This is a genomic window from Streptacidiphilus sp. MAP12-16 (genome assembly GCF_041262165.1).
Classification (GTDB): domain Bacteria; phylum Actinomycetota; class Actinomycetes; order Streptomycetales; family Streptomycetaceae; genus Streptacidiphilus.
In genome coordinates this window covers 1-25329 of sequence record NZ_JBGCBY010000011.1, presented here as the reverse complement: position 1 = coordinate 25329, position 25329 = coordinate 1, and the positions used below count along the sequence as shown (strand labels likewise).

At 71.8% G+C, this 25329-nt stretch carries 23 protein-coding genes; 6 read left to right on the top strand and 17 right to left on the bottom strand.

The window, feature by feature from the left end; all coding sequences use genetic code 11:
* Positions 1-111: 111 nt before the first annotated feature.
* Positions 112-1914 carry a 2-isopropylmalate synthase gene (leuA, locus tag ABIA33_RS16480; protein ID WP_370082112.1) on the bottom strand — a complete coding sequence of 601 codons (1803 nt, stop codon included), beginning with the start codon at positions 1912-1914 and terminating at the stop codon, positions 112-114.
* 311 nt (positions 1915-2225) lie between these two features.
* Between leuA and ABIA33_RS16475 the strand changes: the two genes are divergently transcribed.
* Positions 2226-2495 carry a hypothetical protein gene (locus ABIA33_RS16475; RefSeq protein WP_370082110.1) on the top strand — a complete coding sequence of 90 codons (270 nt, stop codon included), beginning with the start codon at positions 2226-2228 and terminating at the stop codon, positions 2493-2495.
* Between the two features lie 16 nt (positions 2496-2511).
* Here the strand turns inward: ABIA33_RS16475 and ABIA33_RS16470 are convergent, their stop codons facing one another.
* From ABIA33_RS16470 to ABIA33_RS16450, 5 genes are all read right to left on the bottom strand, one after another.
* A complete protein-coding gene (locus ABIA33_RS16470; protein ID WP_370082108.1) occupies positions 2512-5070 on the bottom strand; it encodes a beta-glucosidase in 2559 nt (852 codons plus the stop codon).
* A gap of 155 nt (positions 5071-5225) precedes the next feature.
* Positions 5226-6215, bottom strand: coding sequence for a GTPase Era (gene era, locus ABIA33_RS16465; protein WP_370082106.1), 990 nt, complete (start codon positions 6213-6215; stop codon positions 5226-5228).
* A 70-nt stretch (positions 6216-6285) separates the two neighbouring features.
* A complete protein-coding gene (locus ABIA33_RS16460; protein WP_370082104.1) occupies positions 6286-6444 on the bottom strand; it encodes a hypothetical protein in 159 nt (52 codons plus the stop codon).
* A 104-nt stretch (positions 6445-6548) separates the two neighbouring features.
* Positions 6549-6911, bottom strand: coding sequence for a cytidine deaminase (locus ABIA33_RS16455; protein ID WP_370082102.1), 363 nt, complete (start codon positions 6909-6911; stop codon positions 6549-6551).
* Positions 6908-7282: a nitroreductase/quinone reductase family protein gene (locus ABIA33_RS16450; RefSeq protein ID WP_370082100.1), complete on the bottom strand. Its 375-nt coding sequence runs from the start codon at positions 7280-7282 to the stop codon at positions 6908-6910. The genes ABIA33_RS16455 and ABIA33_RS16450 overlap by 4 nt, the downstream gene beginning before the upstream one ends.
* Before the next feature lie 374 nt (positions 7283-7656).
* Here ABIA33_RS16450 and ABIA33_RS16445 point away from each other — a divergent pair, with 374 nt between their 5' ends.
* Complete coding sequence (locus ABIA33_RS16445; protein ID WP_370082098.1) at positions 7657-8541, top strand: LLM class flavin-dependent oxidoreductase; 885 nt, start codon at positions 7657-7659, stop codon at positions 8539-8541.
* On the opposite strand, the gene ABIA33_RS16440 is transcribed toward ABIA33_RS16445, so the two are convergent.
* The 10 genes from ABIA33_RS16440 to hrcA form a co-directional block, all read right to left on the bottom strand.
* Positions 8522-9751, bottom strand: a complete 1230-nt coding sequence (locus tag ABIA33_RS16440; protein WP_370082096.1) for a M20 family metallopeptidase — start codon at positions 9749-9751, stop codon at positions 8522-8524. The genes ABIA33_RS16445 and ABIA33_RS16440 overlap by 20 nt on opposite strands.
* Positions 9752-9873: 122 nt before the next feature.
* On the bottom strand, positions 9874-11238 hold the full coding sequence (locus ABIA33_RS16435) for a hemolysin family protein (protein WP_370082094.1): 1365 nt from the start codon (positions 11236-11238) through the stop codon (positions 9874-9876).
* A 41-nt stretch (positions 11239-11279) separates the two neighbouring features.
* A complete protein-coding gene (gene ybeY, locus ABIA33_RS16430; protein WP_370082092.1) occupies positions 11280-11768 on the bottom strand; it encodes an rRNA maturation RNase YbeY in 489 nt (162 codons plus the stop codon).
* 1 nt (position 11769) lies between these two features.
* Positions 11770-12873, bottom strand: coding sequence for a PhoH family protein (locus ABIA33_RS16425; protein WP_370082090.1), 1104 nt, complete (start codon positions 12871-12873; stop codon positions 11770-11772).
* A gap of 202 nt (positions 12874-13075) precedes the next feature.
* The gene (locus ABIA33_RS16420; RefSeq protein ID WP_370082491.1) at positions 13076-14029 is read right to left on the bottom strand and encodes a ribonuclease Z; all 954 of its coding nucleotides are present in this window, start codon (positions 14027-14029) and stop codon (positions 13076-13078) included.
* 36 nt (positions 14030-14065) lie between these two features.
* Complete coding sequence (locus ABIA33_RS16415) at positions 14066-14440, bottom strand: histidine triad nucleotide-binding protein (RefSeq protein ID WP_370082088.1); 375 nt, start codon at positions 14438-14440, stop codon at positions 14066-14068.
* A gap of 121 nt (positions 14441-14561) precedes the next feature.
* Positions 14562-17864, bottom strand: coding sequence for a PDZ domain-containing protein (locus ABIA33_RS16410; protein ID WP_370082086.1), 3303 nt, complete (start codon positions 17862-17864; stop codon positions 14562-14564).
* 125 nt (positions 17865-17989) lie between these two features.
* Complete coding sequence (locus ABIA33_RS16405) at positions 17990-18745, bottom strand: 16S rRNA (uracil(1498)-N(3))-methyltransferase (RefSeq protein WP_370082084.1); 756 nt, start codon at positions 18743-18745, stop codon at positions 17990-17992.
* Positions 18746-18793: 48 nt separating this feature from the next.
* A complete protein-coding gene (gene dnaJ, locus ABIA33_RS16400; protein WP_370082082.1) occupies positions 18794-19939 on the bottom strand; it encodes a molecular chaperone DnaJ in 1146 nt (381 codons plus the stop codon).
* Positions 19940-19993: 54 nt separating this feature from the next.
* Entirely contained in the window at positions 19994-21025 is a 1032-nt protein-coding gene (gene hrcA / locus ABIA33_RS16395; protein WP_370082080.1) for a heat-inducible transcriptional repressor HrcA, read from the bottom strand.
* 213 nt (positions 21026-21238) lie between these two features.
* Between hrcA and htpX the strand changes: the two genes are divergently transcribed.
* The 3 genes from htpX to ABIA33_RS16380 are packed head-to-tail and all read left to right on the top strand — an operon-like array spanning position 21239 to position 23644.
* Positions 21239-22156 (top strand): zinc metalloprotease HtpX, encoded by a 918-nt coding sequence (htpX, locus tag ABIA33_RS16390; protein WP_370082078.1) that lies wholly within the window; start codon positions 21239-21241, stop codon positions 22154-22156.
* Positions 22157-22214: 58 nt separating this feature from the next.
* Complete coding sequence (locus tag ABIA33_RS16385; protein ID WP_370082076.1) at positions 22215-22814, top strand: hypothetical protein; 600 nt, start codon at positions 22215-22217, stop codon at positions 22812-22814.
* The gene (locus ABIA33_RS16380; RefSeq protein WP_370082074.1) at positions 22811-23644 is read left to right on the top strand and encodes a DUF3097 domain-containing protein; all 834 of its coding nucleotides are present in this window, start codon (positions 22811-22813) and stop codon (positions 23642-23644) included. The genes ABIA33_RS16385 and ABIA33_RS16380 overlap by 4 nt, the downstream gene beginning before the upstream one ends.
* A gap of 56 nt (positions 23645-23700) precedes the next feature.
* On the opposite strand, the gene hemW is transcribed toward ABIA33_RS16380, so the two are convergent.
* Positions 23701-24930 (bottom strand): radical SAM family heme chaperone HemW, encoded by a 1230-nt coding sequence (hemW, locus tag ABIA33_RS16375; RefSeq protein ID WP_370082072.1) that lies wholly within the window; start codon positions 24928-24930, stop codon positions 23701-23703.
* Positions 24931-25136: 206 nt separating this feature from the next.
* Between hemW and ABIA33_RS16370 the strand changes: the two genes are divergently transcribed.
* On the top strand, positions 25137-25329 hold a 193-nt coding region (locus ABIA33_RS16370; RefSeq protein ID WP_370082070.1), incomplete at its 3' end, for a hypothetical protein.

Below are 25329 nucleotides of genomic sequence, written 5' to 3'. Positions count from 1 at the left end.
CTGTCAGTACCCCCGACGGCCGACAGATCAAAAAATTGTGTCCCAGAACACAGTGGCCCCTCGCTGAACAGCGAGGAGCCACCGGGGTGCTGCGGATGCGAACTGCGGGTGTCAGCCGCGCTGCGCCCGGTTGACGGCGCTGACGACGGCCTTGATCGACGCCAGCACGATGCTGGTGTCGATACCGACGCCCCACAGCACCTTGCCGTCCACGGCGCACTCCCAGTAGGAGGCGGCCTGGGCGCCCGAGCCCTGGCTCATGGTGTGCTCGACGTAGTCCAGCAGGCGGGCGTCGATGCCGATCGAGGCCAGCGCGGCGAAGAAGGCGTCGATCGGGCCGTCGCCGACTCCGGCCAGCTCGACCGGCGTGCCGTCCACGACGGCCTGGACGCTGATCGCGTCCTTGCCCTCGGGGGTGCTGCCGAGCCGGTAGGCGCCCAGCTGGATGCGGCCCCAGGCGTCGCCCGGGGTGGGCAGGTACTCGTCCTCGAAAGCGGCCCAGATCTGCGCGGGGGTGACCTCGCCGCCCTCGGCGTCGGTCTTCGCCTGGATGATCCGGGAGAACTCGATCTGCATCCGGCGCGGCAGGTCCAGCTTGTGGTCGTTCTTCAGGACATAGGCGATGCCGCCCTTGCCGGACTGGCTGTTGACGCGGATGACGGCCTCGTAGGAACGGCCGACGTCCTTCGGGTCGATCGGCAGGTACGGCACGCCCCAGGTGTGCTCGCCGACCGGGTGCCCCGCTGCGGCGGCGTCCGCCTCCAGGGCGTCGAAGCCCTTCTTGATCGCGTCCTGGTGCGATCCGGAGAAGGACGTGTAGACCAGGTCGCCGGCGTAGGGGTGGCGCTCGGGGACGACCATCTGGTTGCAGTACTCGTAGGTGCGGCGGATCTCGTCGATGTCCGAGAAGTCGATCATCGGGTCGACACCCTGCGAGAACAGGTTCATGCCGACGTTGACCAGGTCCAGGTTGCCGGTTCGCTCGCCCTGCCCGAACAGACACCCCTCGACCCGGTCGGCGCCTGCCATCAGGGCCAGCTCCGCGGAGGCCACGCCGGTGCCCCGGTCGTTGTGGGGGTGGGTGGACAGCGCGATGAACTCGCGGCGGGACAGGTTGCGCGACATCCACTCGATCTTGTCGGCGTAGACGTTCGGTGTGGAGCGCTCCACCGTGGTCGGCAGGTTCAGGATGATCTCGCGGCCCTCGCCGGGCTGCCAGACGTCCATGACCGCCTCGCACACCTCCAGCGCGAAGTCCAGCTCGGTGTCGATGAAGATCTCCGGCGAGTACTGGTAGCCGAAGACGGTCTCGGCACCCGACGACGAGCGCGTCAGCAGCTTCTCGGCGTACTCCATGACCAGGCGGGTGCCGTCCACGGCGATCTGCTTGACGTCGTCCTTGGAGCCCTTGAACACCACCCGGCGGAACAGCGGCGCGGTCGCGTTGTACAGGTGCACGGTCGCCCGGGGCGCACCGACCAGCGATTCGACGGTGCGCTCGATCAGCTCCTCGCGGGCCTGCGTCAGGACGCTGATGGTGACGTCCTCGGGAATCGCGCCCTCCTCGATGATGGAGCGCACGAAGTCGAAGTCGGTGGCGCCGGAGGAGGGGAAGCCGACCTCGATCTCCTTGTAGCCCAGGCGCACCAGCAGATCGAACATGGCCCGCTTGCGCGCCGGGGACATCGGGTCGATCAGTGCCTGGTTGCCGTCCCGCAGGTCGGTGGACAGCCAGCGCGGGGCCTTGCTGATGACCTTGCTGGGCCAGGTGCGGTCGGGCAGGTCCACCGTGCCGAAGGGTACGTAGCGCTGGAACGGCATTCCCGAGGGCTGCTGGCGGACGGAGGCGGCGGTGACGGGCGTGGGCCGCTCGACGAAGGGCCGGCCGGGGTTCGCGCGCTGGGTGTCGGACATGGGTCTCATGCTCCCTGAGGTGGGTGGGCTGTCGATGACTGAGGACCGACGGCCGACGACTGCGGCAAGCAAGAAGCGCACAGCACGAGTCCCCGCGGCGAGGGAGTCGGCCAGTTCCACACTCTGCGGTGTGTACTACAGGCCCTCGCCGCGGCAGCTAAGAAGCAGCAGCCCGGTACGCATGATGGAGCCACAGTAACCCAGCGTCGCCGCTGGACACAGCAGAACCCACGGACGTTCCGCCCATTGAGACAGGACCTTGATCCCGCGGACCTGTCGCAACCACCACTCTGCGGAGCAGACTGGACACCATGCGTATCCAGGTGACCCGTTCCGGCGGCGTCCTCGCGGACGAGTACCGCGCCGTCCTCGACACCCAGGGGCGGCCGGACGCCCCCCACGTCCACGCCCTGGCCAGGGAAGCGGTCGGCGCCTGCACCCGCACGCCGACCTTCGGCATACCCGCCGGCTACCACTACGCGATCACCCTCGACGACCGCGCCACCGGCCACTGCGCCGACCCCCAACTCACAGCCAGCCAACGCAACCTGATCGCCCTGGTCCTGTCCCAGGGCGGGTGACCGCAGACGCGGCGGGTCAGCCTGCGGCGGGCACGTCGAGGGCGACGGTCAGCGGGCGGTCGGCGGCGCTGCGGCCGGCCTCCACCGCGTAGCTGCCGGGGCGCAGCGCCCAGCCGTTCGGGCCCCAGGTCTGGAACGCGCGCAGCGGCAGGGGCACGCGGGCCTCCGCTACCTGGCCCGGCTCCGCCGAGACCACTGCGAAGCCGGCGAGCCTGCGGTCGGGACGGGACCGGTCCGCACCGTCCGGCGCCAGGTAGACCTGGACGGTCTCGCGACCCGGCCGGGCGCCGGTGTTGCGTACCCGGACGACGGCCTCGGCACGGACCGCGTACGGATCGTCGTCGGCGCCGGGGGCGGCGGAGACGCCTGGGGCGGCGGAGACGCCTGGGTCGACGGAGACGCCTGGGTCGACGGAGACGTCGTCGCGCAGCCGCACGTCCAGGCCCTCGTAGGCCCAGTCGGTATAGCCGAGGCCGTGCCCGAACCAGTACGCCGGTTCCGCCGACGCGCGCCGCTGCCATGCCGGGTAACCGATGAACAGGCCCTCGTCGTAGGCGAGCCGGCCGTCCGTCGGCTCCACCTCCCAGACCGGGCAGTCCGCCTCGTCGGCGGGCCAGGTGGTGGGCAGACGGCCGCCCGGCTCGCTGAAGCCGAGCAGCACGTCGCTCAGGGCCGCGCCCGCCTCCTGGCCGGGGAACCAGGTCAGCAGCACCGCCGCGACGTCGTCACGCCAGGGCATCAGCACCGGCGCGCCCGCGTTGACGACGACGACCGTGCGCGGGTTGACCGCGGCGACCCGGGCGACCAGCTCGTCCTGGCGTCCGGGCAGGGAGAGCCGGTCGCGGTCGACGCCCTCGCTCTCGACCTCGTCGGTGGTCCCCACGACGACCACGGCGACATCCGCGGCGGCAGCCACGGCAACCGCCTCGTCGATCAACTCGTCAGCGGTGCCGACCGGTTCGGCGTGGCCGAGGGAGAACGACACCAGGCCGAACCCGGCGAAGCCGGAGCCGGGCGAGAGGGTGTGCCGCAGCCTCACCTCGACCGGCGCGGTGGTCGGCAGGTCGAGTTCGAAGACGGCCTCCGGCGGGTTGAGGAAGGCCCCGCCCGGGTCGGTGCCCTCGAACTCCACGACACCGTCGAACAGCACCGCGCCGTCCGCCTCCAGCCGGAATCTCCCCGCGCCCCGGATCGCGAGCCTGTGCACGCCGGTGACCCGCGGGACGAGCGTGCCGGTGGCGAGCACGCCGCCGAGCACGTCGAAGCCGACGCCCTCCGGGAGCCGGCCCAGCCAGCGGACGTCGCCGTCCGGCAGCGAGGCCGAGGCCAGGTGCTCGCCGTCGCGGCCCAGCAGCTCCGCGCGCAGCGGCTCGGCGAAGGGCGGAACGTGGGTGCGTGGGTCCGCGCCCACCGCGTAGCTGAGCGCGGTGCTGGGCTGCAGCCCCGCGCGCAGCCCCTCCAGCGGGCTGACCACCCGGGTGGGGAAGACCCTCGCGCTGCCGCCGCCACCGATCCGGACCTCCGCGGCGGCCGCGCCGATCAGGGCGACCGAGCCGAGCTCCGTACTGAGCGGCAGCATGCCGTCATTGCGGACCAGGGTGAACGAGCGGGCGGCGACCTCGCGGGCCAGCGCCTCGCCGTCGATCCGGTCAGGCGTAACGGTGACAACGGCGGGGGCGTCGGCGAGGAGTCCGACCCGCGCGGCGAGGAGCAGCACCCGCCGGGCGAGGTCATCCACCGTCTCCTCGGGGACCCGGCCGTCGCGGACGGCGGCGACCAGCCGCTCCCCGTAGACGGTGACCGGTCCCGGCATGGCGACGTCGAGGCCGGCGAGGGCGTTCCTGACGGTGTCACGCGCTGCGGTCCAGTCCGAGACGAGGATCCCGTCGAACCCCCACTCCTCGCGCAGCACACGGTTGTTGAGCTCGTCGTGCTCGCTCATGCTGTGGCCGTTGACCTGGTTGTAGGCGGCCATCAGGCCCCATGGGCGGGCCTTGCGGACGATCGCCTCGAACGGCGCGAGGTAGAGCTCGCGCAGGGTGCGCTCGTCGGCCAGCACGTCCACGGTGAAGCGCTCGGTCTCGGAGTCGTTGGCGACCCAGTGCTTGGGCGTGGTCGCCACGCCGCCGTCCTGGACGCCGCCCACCAGGGCCGCGCCGATCTCGCCGGTGAGGAACGGGTCCTCGGAGTACGCCTCGAAGTGGCGTCCGCCGCGCGGGCTGCGGTGCAGGTTGACGGTCGGTGCGAGGACGACGTGCGCGCCCTTGCGGCGTGCCTCCTGGGCGAGCAGACCGCCGGTGCGGCGGGCCAGGTCGAGGTCCCAGGTGGCGGCCAGCGCGGTCGGCGAGGGGATGGCGATGGAGGGGTCCTCGGCGGTCCAGTACTCGCCGCGTACTCCGGCCGGGCCGTCGGACATGACGAGCCGTCCGAGGCCGATGTCCTCGTTGGCCGGGAGCGACCACCTGTCGGCCCCGGCGAGCAGGGCGACCTTGGCCGCCAGGTCCAGCTTGCCGAGGGCCGCCTCGACGGCCTGGGCCCGCTGGTGGTCGGTGGGGGTGGTGTCGGTGCTGCCCATACTCGGATCCAGCCTTCCAGCGAGGTCGTGAAGTCGTCCCGGTGGAAGGTGTGCCCGGCTCCGGCGACCGTACGCACCATGAAGCCGCTCGCGCGAGGCTGAGGCGGGGCTGGAGTGGGCTGGACCGAGCGGGCTGGGCAGGGCAGGGCTGGGCGTCAGAAACCGAGCTTGCGAAGCTGCTTGGGGTCGCGCTGCCAGTCCTTGGCGACCTTGACGTGCAGGTCCAGGTAGACCGGGGTGCCGAGCAGCGCCTCGATCTGCCGGCGCGCCACTGTGCCCACATGCTTCAACCGCGCCCCCTTGGCGCCGATCACGATGGCCTTCTGGCTCTGGCGCTCGATGTAGACGTTGGCGTGGATGTCCAGCAGCGGCTTGCCCTCGGGGCGGCCCTCGCGCGGCAGCATCTCCTCGACGACCACGGCGAGCGAGTGCGGAAGCTCGTCCCGTACGCCTTCGAGCGCGGCCTCGCGGATCAGCTCCGCGACCATGACCTGCTCCGGCTCGTCGGTGAGGTCCCCCTCCGGATACAGCAGCGGGCCCTCGGGGAGCAGCGGCACCAGCAGGTCAGCGAGCAGCTCCACCTGCGTGTCGCCCACGGCGGACACCGGGACGATCTCGGCCCAGTCGATACCGAGCTCGGCGCCCAGCTGCGACAGCGCGATCAGTTGCTCCGCGAGCTGCTTGGAGTCCACCAGGTCGGTCTTGGTGACGATGGCGACCTTGGGGGTGCGCTTGATCCCGGCGAGCTCCTTGGCGATGAACTTGTCGCCCGGGCCCAGCTTCTGGTCCGCGGGGACGCAGAAGCCGATGACGTCGACCTCGGCCCAGGTCGACCGGACCACGTCGTTGAGCCGCTCGCCCAGCAGCGTGCGCGGCTTGTGCAGGCCGGGGGTGTCCACGAGGATCAGCTGCGCGTCGGGGCGGTGCACGATGCCCCGGACGGTGTGCCGGGTGGTCTGCGGCCGGTCGGAGGTGATCGCGACCTTGATACCGACCAGGGCGTTGGTGAGGGTGGACTTACCCGCGTTGGGCCGCCCGACGAAGCAGGCGAAGCCCGACCGGTGCGGGCGGGCCCCCTGGGAGGCGGCGTCGTCGGCGATGGGCCTGGCGGACTGCTGGGTGGGGCGAGAGCTCATGGCGACCATTCTCCCCCATGGCGGGGATCGGCACGGTCACCGCAGGCGGAGCGGATCTTCCGAACGGGCGAGCGCCCGGCTACTTCCCGCGCTTGAAGAGTGAGCCGAGCCCGCCGACGACGGTGAACAGGGCCACCACGATCGAGGCCGCCAGCCAACCGGGGCTCCTGGTCTCCTGCCAGTGGCCCATCCCCATGAGCACGAACAGGACGGCCGCGATAAAACCTATGCCCCCCACAGCATCCCTCCCCCTCGGATCCCCCCAGCAGTTCCGCCCCGACCCTAGTCGGGTCGGGGCGGAAGGCAAGACGTCCATCCGAAGACGGCGGTCGAAGCGCGGTCTCAGTGCGCCTCGGCCGTCAGCCGCAGCGAGCCGTCCGGGCCGGCCAGCAGCACGGGGGTGCCCGCGCCGCCGAGGTCCCGCGCCGCCGCGAGGTCGGCGGCGGCGAGCTCGCTCGCCTCGCTGACGACGGCTGCCGCCTCCAGTCCCTTGGCGCCGCTGGCCACGGCCATCGCCACGGCCGTCTGCAGCGCGCTGAGCGTCAGCGACTCCAGCGAGACGGTCCCGGCGACATAGGTGCGCCCGGTCTCGTCCCGTACGGCCGCACCCTCGGACACGCCGTTGCGGGCGCGGACGGACCGCGCCAAGGTGATGATCTTCTTGTCTTCTGGGTCCAGGCCCGCCGTGAGGTCGCTGTCGCTCATGCGTCCGAGGATACGGCCCGGTCCTGCCTGGTCAGGACGACCACCGGGATGGGGCCGGGCGCGGTGGCCTGGAAGTCCGCCATGAACGGCGCCAGCTCGATGCGCTTGGTCCACAGCCGGTCCCGCTCCTCGCCCTCGGCGAAGGTCGCCACGGCCGTGAACGTCTCCGTGCCGACCTCGACCGTCACCTTCGGGTCGGCGCGCAGGTTGTGGTACCAACCCGGGCGGGTCGGCCGGCCCCCGTTGGCGGCGAAGACCACCCAGCTGTCGCCGTCCACCATGCCCGCGAGCGGCATCGTCCACGACTCACCGGTCCGGGCGCCCGTGGTGGTCAGCAGGAGCAGCAGCGATCCCTCGAACTGGCCGCCCACCACCCCCTCGTTCGCCCTGAACTCCTCGATGATCTACTGGTTCCACTTGAGCCGCTCTGCCTGCTCCATCGCCCGAACTCCTTAGACTCGTGGCCTGGTTCAGCCGAAGATCCGGCTTTGGCCATCCGGCTTGAATCCTGACAGAGCCCCTTCGCTGACTGCCAACATCCGGCGAGTGACTTCCGGACTCACCGCGGCTCGGATCCCGGCGAGTTGACGGCCATTGACAACGGCCTGGGGAGCGACAGGGCCCGCGGCGCCGGCCGCTGATGTCGGAGTCGGCAACGCGGCGAGCGGAGGTGCCGGACGGTGGGCGCCCCAGCCCTGTCGCTCCCCCGGTCGTAAATGCTTCCGGCGGTGGGTAGCGTGCGCGCATGACTCGTCATCGGATCGGCGTGATGTATGACCGTGCCTCTGTGCCGGAGGGGCTGCCCGGGTTCGCGAGGGCTGCGGAAGCGCTGGGGGTGGACGACCTGTGGGTGGTCGAGGATCTGGAGTGGGCCGGATCGGTCGCGTCCGCCGCTGCGGCGCTCGCGGTGACCGAGCGGCTGCGGGTGGGCATCGGGATCGCCCCCGCGCCGCTGCGGAACGCGGCGCTGCTGGCGATGGAGCTCGCCGCTCTGGCGCGGATGTTCCCGGATCGGCTGACGGCGGGGATCGGGCACGGGGTCGCCGAGTGGATGGCGAAGGTCGGCGCGGCGCCGCGCAGCCCGCTCGCGCTACTGGAGGAGACGGTGACCGCCGTGCGCGGGCTGCTGCGAGGCGAGGAGGTGACCGTCGACGGCCGGGAGGTGCACCTGGACGCTGTCCGGCTGGTGCATCCGCCGACCGTCGTACCGCCGGTGATCGCCGGGGTGGTGCGCCCGCGCTCGCTGGAGCTGGCGGGGCGGGTCGCCGACGGCACGCTGATCGCGGAGGGCCACGGCCCGGACGACCTGGCCGCGGCCCTCGCGCACATCGCCAAGGGCCGGGCGGAGGCGGCGGTCCCGACCCCGCACAGCTTGACCGTGTTCACCTTCCTCTGCGTCGAGGACGACCCGGAACGGCTGCGGGCCACCCTGGCGCCGGTCATCGGCCCCCAGGCCGAGTGGATGGACCGACCGGTCGCCGAGATGTTCGCCGCCACCGGACCGGCCGCCACGGCGGCCGCCCGGGTGCGCGAGCTGTGGGCGGCCGGAGCCGACACGGTGGTACTGCGGCCGGTCGGCCCCGACCCGTTGCGGCAGCTCGAGGCGGCCGTCAGCGCTCTTCGCCGATAGGAGCGGCGGCGAGCCTGCGCAGGGCCAGCTCGGCGAGCAGCGCCGCGCCGTCCGCCAGCACCGAGTCGTCGAAGACGGCTTCCGGCGAGTGGTTGTAGGGCGCGGTGGCCGGGTCCTTGCCCTCCGCGCACGCGCCGAGGAAGAAGTACCCGGAGGGGACCAGTTCCCCGACGTACGAGAAGTCCTCAGCTCCAGCCAGTGGCTGAGGCATCGTCACATAGCGCTCCTCGCCCAGAAGTTCGCGCGCGGTGGTGGCGACGAAGTCGGCCTCCGCCACGTCGTTGACGGTGACCGGGTAGAGGTCCTCGTACTCGGCGTCGACCTCCAGGCCGTGCGCCGCCGCGATGCCGCGCACGACGCGGAGCGACTCCTCCCGCACCCGCTCCCGGGCCTCGGGCGAGAAGGAGCGCACGGTGGCCTCGAAGAAGGCGTCGTCCGGGATGACGTTGTTGATGGTCCCGGCGTGGAAGGTGCCGACCGTGACGACGACCGGGTCGAAGGCGTCGAAGCGGCGGGTCACCATGGTCTGCAGCGCCAGCACCGCCTCGCAGGCGGCGGGCACCGGGTCGAGCGCGGCGTGCGGCGCGGAGCCGTGGCCGCCGCGGCCGCGCATGGTGACGGTCAGGGTGTCGGCCGCCGCCATGATCGGACCGCGGCGGCAGAGCACCTGGCCCCTCGGCATGGCGGAGGCCACGTGCAGCGCGTAGGCGGCGACTGGCGTGGAGCCGCTCGCGTCGAGCAGCCCTTCCTCGATCATCACCTTCGCGCCTCCCTTCCCCTCCTCCCCCGGCTGGAACATGAACACCACGTCACCGGCGAGGGTCTCGCGCCGCTCGGCGAGCAGCCGCGCCGCCCCCGCGAGGACCGCGACGTGCAGGTCGTGGCCGCAGGCGTGCATCGCGCCCGGGACGGTCGAGGCGTACGGCAGGCCGCTGGTCTCGTGCACCGGCAGCGCGTCCATGTCGCCCCGCAGCAGCACCGTCGGCCCGGGCTTCGCCCCCCGGAGCACCGCCGTGACCGAGCTGAGCTTCCCGCCCAGCGTGACGGTCAGCGGCAGCCCGTCCAGCGCGGCCAGGATCTTCGCCTGGGTCAGCGGCAGGTCCAGCCCGATCTCCGGCTCCCGGTGCAGGGCTTGGCGCAGCGCGGCCAGTTCGGGCTGGAGCAGGGCGGCGGACTCGGTCAGGGTCGGCAGCGAGGGGGCGGTGGTCATGAAGGGAGCTCCCGGCGGTAGTAGTGCGATCGGCAGACCGGACAAGCCCTATCACTGGAGCACGGCTCAGGTCACTACCGCCTTGGAGCCAAGCGGAGCGGCGCGCATTCGGGTATGGCCCGTCAGTCCGACTCCGGGCGCTCCTCGTCGCCCTCCTCGCCCCGGGTGCGGGCGTCCTCACCGCGCCGCCGCCTGCGCGGCACCGGCTCGGCGAGCAGCGTCCCGATGCGGTTGCGCCGGCCCGCGGTGCTCTCCGCTGTCAGCCGGATGGCGCTGATCGGCAGCTCGTCCCCCTCCGGCACCGGCACCTCGATGCCGGAGCCGGGGATCGGCACCCGGCCGAGGGCCTTGGCGAGCAGACCGCCGACGGTCTCCACGTCCTCGTCCTCCAGCTCGATGCCGAACAGCTCGCCGAGCTCCTCCACCGGCAGCCGCGCGGTGATCCGGTACGCACCGTTCCCGAGCGGCTCGACCGGCGGGGCCTCGCGGTCGTACTCGTCGGTGATCTCGCCGACGATCTCCTCCAGGATGTCCTCGATGGTGACCAGGCCGGCCGTCCCGCCGTACTCGTCGATGACGACCGCGACATGGATGCGGTCGCGCTGCATCTCCCGCAGCAGGTCGGCGACGGGCTTGCTGTCGGGGACGTAGGTGGCCTGCCGCATCACCGCGCTGACCGGCTCCGCCTCGGCCTCGCGGTTGACGTGGGTGCGGCGCACCAGGTCCTTGAGGTAGACGATGCCGACCACGTCGTCCTCGTTCTCGCCGACGACCGGCATCCGGGAGAAGCCGCTGCGCAGCGCCAGGGTCAGCGCCTGCCGGACCGTCTTCTCGCGCTCGATCATCACCAGGTCGGTGCGCGGCACCATCACCTCGCGGACGATGGTGTCGCCGAGCTCGAAGACCGAGTGCACCATGCGGCGCTCTTCGTCCTCGATCAGCGAGTCCTTCTCGGCGAGGTCCACCAGCGCCCGCAGCTCCGCCTCGGACGCGAACGGGCCCTCGCGGAAGCCCTTGCCCGGGGTGAGCGCGTTGCCGAGCAGGATCAGCAGGCGGGGGATGGGGCCGAGGATGCGGTTCAGTGGCAGCAGCACCACGGAGGCTGCGGTGGCCACGTTCATGGGGTGCTGGCGGCCGATGGTCCTCGGCGAGACGCCCACGGCGACGAAGGACACCAGCACCATCGCGCCGATGGCGACCAGCACCGCCTGCCAGGTCTCGTGGAAGGAGCGGACGCAGACCACGGTCACCAGGACGGCCGCGGCCATCTCGCAGGTGACCCGGATCAGCGTGGCCAGGTTGAGGTAGCGGATCGGGTCGCTGGCGAGGGTGAGCATCCGCCCCGCGCCCCGCCGTCCGTGCCGGAGGGCCTCCTCGGCGCGGAAGCGGGACACCCGGGAGATGCCCGCCTCCGCACAGGCCGCCAGCCACGCGAGGATCACGAGGAGGACGGCGACGACGAGAAAGCCGGTACTACTGCCACTCATGTCGAACTGCTCATTTCGGACTGCCGCTCACGGGGTCGCGCTCAGCGGGTCGTCGGGGCGGGGGACGGTCCGGTTTCACCGCGTGCGGCGCGCCAGTCGTCCAGGATGCGCTTCTGCAGCCCGAACATCTCCCGCTCCTCGTCCGGATCCTCGTGGTCGTAGCCGAGGACGTGCAGCACTCCGTGGACGGTGAGCAGTTGCAGCTCGGCGTCCATGGAGTGCCCGTTGGCCTTGCCCTGACTGGTCGCCACCTCCGGGCACAGCACGATGTCGCCGAGCAGGCCCTGCGGCAGCTCCTCGTCCTCCTTGCCGGGACGCAGCTCGTCCATGGGGAACGACATCACGTCGGTCGGTCCGGGCTCGTCCATCCACTGGATGTGCAGCGCCTCCATGGCCTCCGCGTCGACGACGATCACGGACAGTTCGGAGAGAGGGTGGATCCGCATCCGGTCCAGGGCGAAGCGGGCGACGTCCAGGATCGCCTGCTCGTCCATCTCCGTGCCGGACTCGTTGTTGATGTCGATCGACATGTCAGCTTTCGGTGCGTCGGGGCTGTCGGGACTGTCGGGCGGGTTGGGTCCTGTGGTTGACGCTCTGCTTCGCGTCGTAGTGGCCGTAGGCATCGACGATCTTGCCGACCAGCTTGTGGCGCACGACGTCCTGGCTGGTCAGCCGGCTGAAGTGGATGTCGTCGACATCGGCCAGAATCTCCTGGACGATGTTCAGCCCGCTGACGGTACCGCCCGGCAGGTCGATCTGGGTGACGTCGCCGGTCACCACGATCTTGGAGTTGAAGCCGAGCCGGGTGAGGAACATCTTCATCTGCTCGGCACTGGTGTTCTGTGCCTCGTCCAGGATGATGAACGCGTCGTTGAGCGTGCGCCCGCGCATGTAGGCGAGCGGAGCGACCTCGATCGTGCCCGCGGCCATCAGCCGCGGGATCGAGTCGGGGTCGATCATGTCGTGCAGCGCGTCGTACAGCGGGCGCAGGTACGGGTCGATCTTCTCGTAGAGCGTGCCGGGCAGGAAGCCGAGCCGCTCCCCCGCCTCGACCGCCGGGCGGGTCAGGATGATCCGGGTGACCTGCTTGGCCTGCAGTGCCTGCACCGCCTTGGCCATCGCCAGGTACGTCTTGCCGGTACCGGCGGGGCCGATCCCGAAGACGATGGTGTGGCGGTCGATGGCGTCGACGTAGTTCTGCTGGTTGAGCGTCTTGGGGCGGATCGAGCGTCCGCGGTTGGACAGGATGTTGGCGGTGAACACCGACGACGGACTGTCGGAGCCCTCCGGGCTGGTCGGGTCCTCGGCAGCCTTGCGCAGCATGGCGATGGAACGCTCCACGGAGTCCTCGGTCAGGGGCTGGCCGGTGCGCAGCACCAGCATCATCTCGTCGAACAGGCGCTGGACCAGGCGGGTCTCTGCGCGGTCGCCGGTGGCGGTGATCTCGTTCCCCCGGGCGTGGATGTCCAGGCTCGGGAAGCCCTTCTCGATCACCTTCAGGAGGGAGTCCGCGGCGCCGAGTACGGTCACCATCGGGTGGCTCTCCGGGATCACGATCTTCGCCTGGGCCCGGGGCCGCGTCGAATCCTGTGCCGGAGTAGGAACGCTGTTCGCGCGTGGTGTCGTAGAAGTCATGGGTCGGCCCTGGGGCCTGCCTCATCCCATCTCTCTATCGGGTCCGCCAGCCTCTCGGGCGTGGTCTGACAAGGGTACGACGGACGGTACGGCCGGAGAGAACGATCGTCCGCCCGTGCCGCGAGTGACGCCAGTCCTTTTATGTGTCGCAGCATGTGTCGCAGCATGTGTCGCAGCAGGTGTCACCGCATGATTCTCCGCGTCACTCGCCGCCTTGTTCTCGGGACGGCTCGATCTGCCGTCGCGCAGGGACGGCCACCCGCATCAGGTCCTCCGCCAGCACGATCTCGCCGTCGAAGTACCGCCGCGCCTCGTCGAGGTGCCCGGACAGGTCCGGGTAGCGCTGCGAGAAGTGGGTCAGGACCAGCGTCCGCACGCCGGCCTCGGCCGCGACCTGGGCCGCCTGCCCGGCGGTGAGGTGTCCGTGGTCCTCGGCCAGGGTCCGCTCGGCCTCCAGGAAGGTCGCCTCGATCACCAGCAGGTCCACCCCGTCCGCGAGTCGGGCGACGCCCTCGCACAGCCTGGTGTCCATCACGAAGGCCGCGCTCTGGCCTCGTCGCAGCTCGCTGACCTGGTCGAGAGTCACCGTCCTCCCCTCGCCGAGGGCGACCGCGCCGACACGCTGGAGCTGTCCGACGGCGGGCCCGGTGACGCCGAGTGCGGCCAGCCGCTCGGGAAGCATCCGCCGCCCGTCCGGCTCGGTGACCCGGTAGCCGAAGGACTCGACCGGGTGCGACAGGGCCACCGCCTCCAGGGCGAAGGGCGCGCCCGGCGCCTTGAGCTCGCTCGTCCCGCTGATCGGCTCCTGCCTCAGTTCCACGGTCTCGTGGAAGGCGCTGGCGTGCCTCAGACGCTCGAACCAGTGCTGCCCCGACGCCGGGTAGTAGGCGGTGACGGGGTGCGGCGGCCGGTCCAGGTTGATCCGCTGGATCACCCCCGGGAGGCCCAGGCAGTGGTCCCCGTGGAAGTGCGTGACGCAGATCCTGGTGATGGCGTGAGCGCTCACACCGGCGTGCAGCAGCTGCCGCTGGGTGCCCTCGCCGGGGTCAAAAAGCAGGCCCTCGCCGTCCCAGAGCAGCAGGTAGCCGTTGTGGTTGCGGTGCCGGGTGGGGACCTGACTGGCCGTCCCCAGCACCACGAGCTCGCGTTGCATCAGCGCCTCTCCTGCGGCCGATTCTCGGTGAAGCCCGGCTCAGACCAGCCTCTCGCGCAGGCCGTCCGCTCCACCGAGGACGTGGACGTGTGCGTGGAACACGGTCTGTCCGACGCCCCTGCCGGTGTTGAAGATCAGACGGTAGCCCGCGCCGCCGGCAGATTCCGCGACCTTCTCGTCCTCGGCCACCCGCCCCGCCTCGGCCAGCACGGTCCCGGCCAGCGCCGGGTCGGCGTCGGCGAGCGCGGCGGCATTGGGGTAGTGAGCCCTGGGGATCACCAGCACATGGGTGGGCGCCTGCGGGTTGATGTCGCGGAACGCGAGCGTCGACTCGGTCTCCCGCACCACGGTGGCCGGGATCTCGCCCGCCACGATCCTGCAGAACAGGCAGTCCGCCTGCGGCTCTCCCGACACGTCGTCATCTCCTCGGCTGCGGCCCGAAACAGACCCGCACATGGTCGCTGGTGTCGTCGTATCGTACCGGCGGAGGGGTGGGCCGCCGCCAGGCGGCAGCGGCCCACCCCTCTGGCCCCCGCTACAGGTCGGGGATGCTCGGCGGGGTCGCCGCCGGGGTCTCCTCCAGCGCGGCGAGCGCGATCCGGATCGCCTCGTCGAGCTGCGGGTCGCGGCCCGCCGCCCAGTCCTGCGGGGTGCAGACCACCTCGACGTCCGGGTCGACGCCGTGGTTCTCCACGCCCCAGCCGTAGCCCTCCAGCCAGAAGGCGTAGCGCGGCTGGGTCACACCGGTGCCGTCGACCAGGCCGTAGCGACCGTCGATCCCGACGACGCCGCCCCACGTGCGGACGCCGACGACCGGGCCGAGCTTCAGGGCCTGGAAGGCGGCGTTGACGATGTCGCCGTCCGAGCCCGAGAACTCGTCCGCGACCGAGACCAGCGGGCCGCGGGGCGCGTCCACCGGGTAGGGGATCGGGGTGCAGCCGCGGACGACATCCCAGCCGATGATCCGGCGGTTCAGCTTCTCGATGATCAGCTGGGAGGTGTGGCCGCCGCGGTTCTCCCGGACGTCGACGACCAGGCCCTCCCTCAGCATCTCGGTCCGCAGGTCGCGGTGGATCTGCGCCCAGCCGTTGGCAACCATGTCGGGCACGTGCAGGTAGCCGAGGCGGGTGCCGGAGTGCTCACGAACGTACGCGCGACGACCCGCGACCCAGTCGTGGTAGCGCAGCGGCTCCTCGTCCGCCAGTGGGATCACCACGACCGTGCGCACCGCGTCCCCGTCGGCCTGGCCGATGGTCAGTTCGACCGGCTTGCCCGCCGTGCCGACGAGCAGCGGCGCGGGCCCGGTGACCGGGTCCACCGGTCGGCCGTCCACGGCGAGGACCGACTCCCCGGCGCGGACGCTGACCCCGGGGGCCGCGAGCGGCGAGCGGGCGGCCGGGTCGGAGGACTCGCCGGGGAGCACTCGCACGACCCGCCACACGCCGTCGGCGGCGCGGGCGAGGTCCGCGCCGAGCAGGCCCTGACGGCGGTTCGCGGCGGGCCCGGACCTCGCCGGCTGGACGTAGGCGTGCGAGGTGCCCGGCTCGCCCTGGAGCTCCCAGAGCAGGTCCACCAGGTCGCTGTGGCTGCCGACCCGTTCCACCAGCGGCCGGTAGCGGCGCTGCACGGCGACCCAGTCCAGGCCGCCGAGGTCGACCCGCCAGAAGTTGTCCCGCATCAGTCGCGCGGTCTCGTCGAACATCTGCCGCCACTCGGCGGCGGGCTCGACCGTGACGCGCACCCGGGAGAGGTCCACGGTGACCACGTCGTCCGGATCGTCCTTTCCCGCCTTGCGGTCGGCCGGGACGATCCGCAGTTCGTCCCGGTCCACGACGGCGAGCCGGCTGCCGTCACCGGAGACCTCGAACCCGTCGAGGGCCTCGACCAGGGTCTCGGCCCGGCGGGTGCCGAAGTCGAAGCGGTGCAGGCTGCTGCGCCCCGGCTTCTCGTCCGGGGTCGCCCTGGCGTTGCCGAGCTCGCCCGTGAGCGGGCGTTCCTGCCACACCACGCCGCCCTTGACGGCCCGCAGCCGCGCGTAACGGCCGCTCGGCACCGGGAAGGGGACGATGCGGTCGGCGAGGCCCTCCAGGTCGAGCCGGGTCTCGGCGGGGCCGGACGCCTCCGGGGTCTCGGCGTCGCCTCTCGCGTCGCCGTTCGCGTCGCCGTGAGTGCTGTCCCTGTCGCCGCCCTTGCCCTCACCCTGGTCGCCGCCCTTGCCGAGGGCCCGGCCCTGAGGCTGCGGGCCGAACGGGGACAGCGTGTCCGCCGCCAGAGTCAGCAGGTAGGGGCGGCAGGCGATCGGGAAGGACAGGTCGAAGACCTGCTCGTCGTACACCGGGTCGAAGTCGCGCACCGACAGGAAGGCGAGGTGCTTGCCGTCGGTGGTGAACGTCGGCGCGTAGTCCGTGAAGCGGGGCGAGGTCAGTTCGGTGACCGTGCCGTCCGCGAGGCGGGCGAGCCTGAGCTGGCGCGGGCTCTCCTCCGAGCTGAGCGAGTGGGACCAGACCAGCCACTGCGAGTCCGGCGAGAAGGCGAGGCCGCTGGCCTGGGCGTTTCCGCTGCGGTCCAGCTCGCGGATGCCGCCGGTGTCGACCTGCACCAGCAGGACCAGGCCGTCCCGGTTGGCGGCTGCGACCCAGGTGCCGTCCGGTGAGGTGGCCAGTTCCTCGACCCGGCCGAGGCTGCCGACGGCGACGCGGCGGCCGTCGGAGAACTCCAGGCCGTCCTCGCCCTCGGCGTCGGTGACCCACACCGACGCTCCGTCAGGGAGCGCCTGGGGCATGCGGTTGCGCACCCCAGGCGTGGCCGACAGGGTGCGCGCCGGTCCGTCGCGGTGGGTGACCCGGTGGATGGTCCCGCGTACCTCGATCACGCTGGAGCGCGCGTCCCCGTCCGGTGAGACCGCCCCCAGGTAGCGTCCCGCGCTGACCGGGTACGGCTGGCGGCCGGTGCGCGGTCCGCCGAGGCGGACGTCCAGACGGCGCGGCCGGGCGTCCGTCAGATCGTCGACCAGGAACAGCTCCCCGGCGCTGTGGTAGACGACGCGGGTGCCGTCGGTGGCGGCGTTCCGGGCGTAGAACTCGTGGTCGCTGTGCCGCCGCAGGTCCGAGCCGTCCGGCAGGCTGGACCACAGCTGGCCGACGCCGTCGTGGTCCGACAGAAACGCGATCCGCCCACCCGTCGCCCGACCACCACCCCCGAGGGGGTCACTCCGTGACGCACCCCCTGTCACCCACATCGGAGAGTCCAGGTTTCCGTCCACGTCCGCGTGCACGCGCGCGAAGTCGCCCTCGACGCCCAGCCACAACTTCCCCGCCGTGCCACCCCGGTAGCGCTTCCAGTGCGCGGGCTCGCGGCCCATCCCGGCGGACGAGAGCAGCACGCGCTCCCCCTCCGGCTCCGCCGCGACCCCGCCGACCCGACCATAGGGCAGCTCCCGGGCCGGGCCGCCGTCCAGCGGCACCGCGAACGCCCACGGGTGGGCCCGCGACATCCGCCCGACCGAGCTGAGCGCGAGGACGTCGAAACCCGTACCGCCCGCCGCGGGCGTCCAGCCGAGCACCGCCGTCTGTGCGCTGCCCCAGTACGTCAACCGCCGTGCCTGGCCGCCGTCGACGGGCGCGACATGCACCTCGGGCGCGCCGTCACGGGTAGAGGTCCAGGCGAGCAGGGTGCCGTCGGGCGAGAACCGGGGCCGGGTCACCGGCACCTGGTCGGCGGTCACCCGCCATGCCCGGCCGCCCGCCAGGGGAGCCAGCCAGATGTCGTCCTCGGCCACGAAGGTGACCAGGTCAGCGTGGATATGGGGGTAACGGAGGTAGCTGTCAGCGTCTGTCACGCCGTCACCCTAGCTGTCACCACTTACCGTGCGACAGAAGTTTCCGCTCCCAGCGGATCAGCTGTGGCTGACGGCCTGGGGGCGACAGGGCTCGGGCGCCCACCGCCCGGTCGCTCCCCAGGCCGTCAGCCCCAGCGACCGGTACGACCGAGCAGCAGCGCCCCGGCGGCGACCCCCGCCGTGGAGGTCCGCAGCACCGAGGGACCGAGCCGGTAGGGGGCCGCCCCGGCCTCGGCGAAGCGCTCCAGCTCGTCCGGGGACACCCCGCCCTCGGGGCCGACGACCAGCACCAGGTCGCCCTTCGCCGGCAGCGGGGCGGAGGCCAGCGGCAACGAGCCCTCCTCGTGCAGCACCGCGCCGAGCGCGGCGCCTGCGAGCAGTTCGGCGACCTGCCGGGTGCTCATGGCGTCCCGCACCACGGGGAAGCGCAGCCGCCGGGACTGCTTGCCGGCCTCACGGGCCGTGGCCCGCCACTTGCCCAGCGCCTTCGCTCCCCGCTCGCCCCTCCACTGGGTGATGCAGCGCGAGGCCGCCCAGGGCACGACCTCGTCCACCCCGACCTCGGTCATCAGCTCGACCGAGAGCTCGCCCCGGTCGCCCTTGGGCAGCGCTTGGACCACGACGACCCGCAGGTGGGGCTCGGGCTCGGCAAGGACCGCCTGCACCCGGACCTCCAGCACGTCCTTGCCGACAACACCGACGACGGCGCCGGACACGCCGCTGCCCGCGCCGTCCGTCAGCACCACCGGCTCGCCAACGGTCAGCCGCCGTACGGCCACGGCGTGGCGGCCCTCCGCGCCGTCCAGGCGGACGACCGCGCCCACGGCCGCACGGCCGGGCGCGAGCTGCGCCGTCTCCACGACGAACACGGGGGCTGTCACGACGTACCTGCTTACTCTCTCCAGCTCCGAGCTACAGCTCCGAGCTGATCACGACCGGCCGTTGAAGGCGTCCTTCAGACGCGAGAACAGCCCCTGCTGGCCGGGGGCGAAGGTGCCCTTCGGCCGCTCCTCGCCGCGCAGCTTGGCGAGCCGCCGCAGCAGCTCCTCCTGCTCGGCGTCGAGCTTGTTGGGTGTCTGCACCTCGACGTGCACTATCAGGTCGCCGCGACCGCCGCCGCGCAGGTGGGTGATGCCGCGCGAGTGCAGCGGGATGGACTGGCCCGACTGCGTTCCGGGCCGGACGTCGATCTCGACCGTCCCGTCCAGGGTCTCCAGCGGCACCTTGGTGCCGAGGGAGGCCGCCGTCATCGGCAGGGTGACGGTGCAGTGCAGGTCGTCGCCGCGGCGCTGGAAGGTGGAGTGGGCGTTCTCGCTGATCTCGACGTAGAGGTCGCCGGCGGGGCCGCCGCCGGGGCCGACCTCGCCCTCACCGGCGAGCTGGATCCGGGTGCCGTTGTCGACACCGGCCGGGATCTTCACGGTGAGGGTGCGACGGGCCCTGACCCGGCCGTCGCCGGCGCACTCGGGGCAGGGGGTGGGCACGACCGTGCCGAAGCCCTGGCACTGCGGGCAGGGGCGGGAGGTCATGACCTGGCCCAGGAAGGACCTGGTGACCTGTGACACCTCACCGCGACCGCGACACATGTCACAGGTCTGCGCCGAGGTGCCGGGGGCCGCACCCTCGCCGTTGCAGGTGGTGCAGACGACGGCGGTGTCGACCTGGATGTCCTTGGTGGTGCCGAACGCGGCCTCTTCGAGGTCGATGTCGATGCGGATCATCGCATCCTGGCCGCGTCGGGTGCGCGACCGCGGTCCGCGCTGGCCGCCGGCCGCGCCGAAGAAGGCGTCCATGATGTCGCTGAAGCCGAAGCCCGCGCCCGCGCCGAAGCCGCCGGGGCCCGCGCCGCCGCCGTTCGTCGACAGCGGGTCGCCGCCCAGGTCGTAGACCTGCCGCTTGTTCGGGTCCGAGAGGACCTCGTAAGCGGCGTTGATCTCCTTGAACCGCTCCTGGGTCTTCGGGTCAGGATTGACGTCAGGGTGGAGTTCGCGCGCCAGTCGGCGGAACGCCTTCTTGATCTCGTCCTGACCCGCGTCACGCCGGACGCCGAGTACCGCGTAGTAGTCCGTGGCCACCAAAATGCTCCGCTTGCTTCCGTTCGCGCCGACGTTCCCGACACTGCTGGGTCGTTATGAGGCAGCCAGGATCTGGCCGACGTATCTTGCCACCGCCCGGACGGCGCCCATGGTGCCCGGGTAGTCCATCCGCGTCGGTCCGACCACGCCCAGTTTGGCGACGGTCTCGTCGCCCGAACCGTAACCCACCGACACGACCGACGTTGAATTCAGTCCCTCGTAGGCGTTCTCATGACCGATCCGGACCATCATGCCCGCGTCGGCCGTCTCCCCGAGCAGCTTCAGCAGGACCACCTGCTCCTCCAGCGCCTCCAGCACGGGGGCGATGGTGAGCGGGAAGTCGTGCGGGAAGCGGGTCAGGTTGGCCGAGCCGCCGATCACGATCCGCTCCTCGGTCTGCTCCGCCAGGGCCTCGAAAAGCGCGGTGAGCACGGCCGCGACCGCGCCCCGGTCCTCACGTTCGAACGCCTCCGGAAGGTCCTGGAGCAGCGTCGGCACCTCGGCGAACCGCTGGTTCGCCGCACGGGTGTTCAACCTGCTGCGCAGGTCGGCGAGGACGGTCTCGCCGACCGCCGAGGGGCAGTCGATGAGCCGCTGCTCGACCCGTCCGGTGTCGGTGATCAGCACCAGCATCACCCGGTTCGGGGTGAGTGCCACCAGCTCGACATGCCGGACCGTGGAGCGGGAGAGCGAGGGGTACTGGACCACGGCGACCTGCCGGGTCAGCTGCGCGAGCAGCCGCACCGTGCGGGCCACCACGTCGTCGAGGTCGACGGCGTGGTCGAGGAAGCTGCCGATGGCCCGGCGCTCGGCTCCGGACAGCGGCTTGACCTCGGTCAGCCGGTCCACGAACAGCCGGTAGCCCTTGTCGGTCGGCACCCGGCCGGCACTGGTGTGCGGCTGGTGGATGTAGCCCTCGTCCTCGAGCGTCGCCATGTCGTTACGCACGGTGGCGGGCGACACGCCCAGATTGTGCCGCTCCACGAGCGCCTTGGAGCCGACCGGCTCCTCGGTGCCCACGTAGTCCTGGACGATGGCACGCAGCACTGCCAGCTTGCGGTCGTCGAGCTTGCGCTCCTCGTTCACGGGGCACGCACCTCCTGCCTGGCGGTCTGCTCGGGTACTCCCGGTCCAACATCCTTCCGGTTCTGGCACTCTGGATGCAGGAGTGCCAATACCCGTTCGGCCAGTGTAAGGCGCGAGGGTACGGGTCCGGAACGGCTGGGCCCCCCCATACGTACCTGTGGGTAGGCCCGACAGGGCAGAATTGCTGGAGAAGGCACACTTTGAGGAGGGGCCATGGCCAGGACACGCTTTGCACCGGATAAGGGCTTGACGAGCCGGATGCTGGCGACGATGTTCTTCATCGGCCTGCTGTATGTCGTTTTCGTCGGTGTCCTGCTGGTGGTTCTCAAGGGAGCCTGGCCGATCATCGCCGTGGTCGCAGGCGGTCTCTTCATCGCCCAGTTCTGGTTCAGCGACAAGATCGCGACCTTCAGCATGGGCGCCCATGAGGTCACCGCCGAGGAATACCCCGAGCTGCACGGGACCGTGGACCGGCTGTGCGCGCTCGCCGACATGCAGAAGCCGCGGGTCGCCGTCGCCCAGAGCGACATCCCCAACGCCTTCGCCACCGGCCGCAACGAGAAGAACGCTGTGGTGTGCGTCACCACCGGCCTGCTGCGCCGCCTGGAGCCGGAGGAGCTGGAGGGCGTGCTCGCCCACGAGCTCTCGCACGTGGCGCACAAGGACGTCGCGGTGATGACCATCGCCGGCTTCCTCGGCGTGCTCGCCGGGATCATCACCCGGGTGGGAGTGCAGTTCGGCCTGTTCGGCGGCTTCGACCGCCGGGACAGCCGGGACGACAGCACCGGCATGGTGATGCTGATCGTGATCGGCGTCAGCGCGGTCGTCTACGCCATCAGCTTCCTGCTGACCCGGCTGCTGTCCCGCTACCGCGAGCTGTCGGCCGACCGCTCGGCGGCGCTGCTGACCGGCCGCCCCTCGGCGCTGGCCTCCGCGCTGACCAAGGTCACCGGGCAGATGGCCGCGATCCCGACCCAGGACCTGCGCCGGGCGCAGCCCTTCAACGCCTTCTACTTCGCCCCGGCGATCTCGGCGAAGGAGATGGCGAGCCAGGCGTTCTCGACGCACCCCTCGCTGCAGCAGCGTCTGGAGCAGCTCGGCAAGATCTCGGCCGAGCTCGGCCGTTCCTGACCGCCGTCCCTGACCCCCTGTGCCTTCGACCCTGTCTGTGCCTTCCTGAGGAGCAACCATGGGCTTCCTTGACGCCCTGCTCGGCCGTACCAAGCCCGTCAAGCCGGACCTCGACCAGCTCTTCGGCCTGCCGTCCGCCGCGATCACCCTGCAGGCGGCGGCCGGGTTCACCCCGACCGGCGTCGGCTCGGTCTGCTTCGCCGCCGCCGAGGGCGGCGCGTTCGCGCAGGTGCAGCAGGACGTGCAGGCACTGCTGGACATGGACACCGAACGGGGGGCCGCGGCTGGGGGACACAGTCCCATCGAGTCGACCCGCGACTCGTACGGCTACACCTGGCTGACCTCGCGCCATGCCGCGGACGACGTCGTCTCCCTGGTCAGCGATGTGCACGCGGTGAACACGGCGCTGGAGAGCAACGGCTTCGGCCCGCAACTGCTCTGCTCGCTGGTGAACTTCACCGACACCCAGGGGCGTCGGCTCGCTCTGGTCTACCTCTACAAGCGCGGCACCTTCTACCCGTTCGCGCCGATGCCGCAGGGTGGCGAGAAGCGCGACAACGCACTGGAGCTGCAGATCAAGGCGATGATCGGCGACGACCTGCGGGTCGAGCAGGATCTGACCCGCTGGTTCCCGGTCTGGGGAGCGCCCGGCCTGTGACCCCGCCGCCCCGCTCGTACAGCGCCGACCTCACCCCGCCCTGGAAGCGCAGCACCCCCGCCCCCGAGGTGCCCGCCGAGCGGGACCTGGTGGTGGAGGAGGTGACGACCGGATTCTGCGGCGCGGTGGTGCGCTGCGAGAAGACGGCGGAGGGTTTCACGGTCACCCTGGAGGACCGGAACCGCAGGCTGCGGGTCTTCCCGATGACTCCGAGCGGCTTCCTGCTGGACGGTCGGCCGGTCACGCTGGTCCGCCCGGCGGCCGTCGCTCCGCCGGTCCCGGTGGCCCCGGCCCGCACCGCGTCGGGCTCGGTGGGCGTCCCGGGCGCGCGGGCCCGGGTGGCGCTGCCGAGCCGGATCTATGTGGAGGGACGCCACGACGCCGAGCTGGTGGAGCGGGTCTGGGGCGACGACCTGCGGATCGAGGGCGTCGTCGTGGAGTACCTGGAGGGCGTGGACGACCTCCCCGCCATCGTCGCCGACTTCGCGCCGGAGCCGGGGCGACGGCTGGGCGTCCTGGTGGACCACCTCGTGCCCGGCTCCAAGGAGTCGCGGATCGCCGAACAGGTCAGCGGCGCGGACGTGCTGGTCGTCGGGCATCCCTACATCGACGTCTGGCAGGCCGTGAAGCCGTCGTCGGTGGGCATCGCGGCGTGGCCGGAGGTGCCGCGCGGCGAGGAGTGGAAGGAAGGCGTCTGCCGCCGTCTCGGCTGGCCGGTGAACACCCCCGCCGCATGGCGGCGCATCCTCGCCTCCGTCGACTCCTACCGCGACCTCGACCCGGTCCTGCTGGGCCGGGTCGAGCAGCTGATCGACTTCGTCACCACCTGACCTCAGCCCGGGAGTCGACCCGAGCACGCCAGTCCGCCAGTGCCCGCCAGTGCCCGTCAGTCCACCAGGTCGCGTACCACCGCGTCCGCCAGCAGCCGTCCGCGCAGGGTCAGGACGGCGCGACCGGCGGCGTACGGCTCGGGGGCGAGCAGCCCGTCCGCCAGGGCGCGGTCGGCTGCCTTGCGGCCGGCCTCGCGCAGCAGGTCCAGCGGGCAGCCGTCGGACAGCCGCAGCTCCAGCAGCACCCGTTCGACCCGGCGGTCCTCGCCGCCGAGCCGCTCGCGGCCGTGCGCGGGTGTGCGCCCTTCGCTCAGCGCCTGCGCGTACGCCGCCGGGTGCTTGACGTTCCACCAGCGCACTCCGCCCACATGGCTGTGCGCGCCGGGGCCCGCGCCCCACCAGTCCGCGCCGGTCCAGTACAGCTCGTTGTGGCGGCAGCGGGCCTCGGGCCGGGCCGCCCAGTTGGAGACCTCGTACCAGTCCAGACCGGCCGCGCTCAGCAGCTCCTCGGCGATCAGGTACCGGTCGGCGTGAACGTCGTCGTCGGTCATGGGGATCTCGCCGCGCCGGATCCGGGCCGCGAGCCTGGTCCCCTCCTCGACGATCAGGGCGTACGCCGAGACGTGGTCGGGCTCCGCGCCGAGCGCGGCCTCCAGGGAGGCACGCCAGTCGTCGTCGCTCTCCCCCGGCGTCCCGTAGATCAGGTCGAGGTTGACGTGTTCGAAGCCCGCCGCGCGCGCCTCCGCGACGCACGCCTCGGGACGGCCCGGGGTGTGCCTGCGGTCGAGCAGGTCCAGCACGTGCGGGCGGGCGCTCTGCATCCCGAAGCTCAGCCGGTTGAAGCCGCCCGCGCGCAGCTCCGCGAGGTACGCCGGGTCGACGGACTCCGGGTTGGCCTCGGTGGTGACCTCGGCGTCCGCGGCCAGGCCGAACTCGTCCCGGATCGCCGCCAGCATCCGCACCAGGTCCGCGGCGGGCAGCAGGGTGGGCGTGCCGCCGCCGAGGAACACCGTCCGCACGGGCAGGTCGGCGTCACCCAGGACCTTCCGAGCGTGCCGGATCTCCGCGACCAGGTTGTCCGCGTACGTGTCCTGCGAGGCGACCGCGCCGGAGCTGCGCAGCTCGGTGGCGGTGTAGGTGTTGAAATCGCAGTAACCGCAGCGGGTGGCGCAGTAGGGGACGTGGACGTAGAAGCCGAAGGGCCGCTGCCCGAGCTCGCTCAGCGCGTGCTCGGGCAGGGCCCCGTCGGCGGGGACGGCTTCGCCGTCGGGAAGTGCGGAGGGCATACCGCCCATTGTCCGGCATCGGCCGTCCGGGTCGGCACCTCCATGTGCCGGTTGGTCTTACGGCGTGGTGTGCGGTAGCCAGTGGTCGTAGTCTCGGCTGATCGGGAGTCGAGCCCGTGGATGGTGGCCAACGGCCGCGGGGGGTATTTGTGCTGCTGCGGGAGCGGATTCCAGTCGGTGATTCGGCCAGAGTCTGGTGGGGCGAATTGCCGAAGAAGGAGCGGCTTCGGGTCATCAGTGAAGCCGAGCACGGTCGCGCGTACGACGATCAGCGCGTCGCCGCCATCGCCGTGGGCTGGGCCTGGCAGTTCCTGGGACCGCCCGAGACACGACGGAGGCCCAGCATCCTGGAGCGGCTGCTCTTCGTCCTCGACGTCCTGACGACCACCGCCGGCAGCA

Bases quoted from the DNA above. Each gene is read 5' to 3' on its own strand.
- htpX (WP_370082078.1), top strand. From the start codon at position 21,239: ATGGCCAGGACACGCTTTGCACCGGATAAGGGCTTGACGAGCCGGATG.
- ABIA33_RS16470 (WP_370082108.1), bottom strand. From the start codon at position 5,070: ATGGGCAGCACCGACACCACCCCCACCGACCACCAGCGGGCCCAGGCC.
- ABIA33_RS16455 (WP_370082102.1), bottom strand. From the start codon at position 6,911: ATGAGCGACAGCGACCTCACGGCGGGCCTGGACCCAGAAGACAAGAAG.
- leuA (WP_370082112.1), bottom strand. From the start codon at position 1,914: ATGTCCGACACCCAGCGCGCGAACCCCGGCCGGCCCTTCGTCGAGCGG.
- ABIA33_RS16425 (WP_370082090.1), bottom strand. From the start codon at position 12,873: ATGACTTCTACGACACCACGCGCGAACAGCGTTCCTACTCCGGCACAG.
- ABIA33_RS16475 (WP_370082110.1), top strand. From the start codon at position 2,226: ATGCGTATCCAGGTGACCCGTTCCGGCGGCGTCCTCGCGGACGAGTAC.
- hemW (WP_370082072.1), bottom strand. From the start codon at position 24,930: ATGCCCTCCGCACTTCCCGACGGCGAAGCCGTCCCCGCCGACGGGGCC.
- ABIA33_RS16440 (WP_370082096.1), bottom strand. From the start codon at position 9,751: ATGACCACCGCCCCCTCGCTGCCGACCCTGACCGAGTCCGCCGCCCTG.
- ybeY (WP_370082092.1), bottom strand. From the start codon at position 11,768: ATGTCGATCGACATCAACAACGAGTCCGGCACGGAGATGGACGAGCAG.
- era (WP_370082106.1), bottom strand. From the start codon at position 6,215: ATGGTCGCCATGAGCTCTCGCCCCACCCAGCAGTCCGCCAGGCCCATC.
- ABIA33_RS16435 (WP_370082094.1), bottom strand. From the start codon at position 11,238: ATGAGTGGCAGTAGTACCGGCTTTCTCGTCGTCGCCGTCCTCCTCGTG.
- ABIA33_RS16385 (WP_370082076.1), top strand. From the start codon at position 22,215: ATGGGCTTCCTTGACGCCCTGCTCGGCCGTACCAAGCCCGTCAAGCCG.
- ABIA33_RS16445 (WP_370082098.1), top strand. From the start codon at position 7,657: ATGACTCGTCATCGGATCGGCGTGATGTATGACCGTGCCTCTGTGCCG.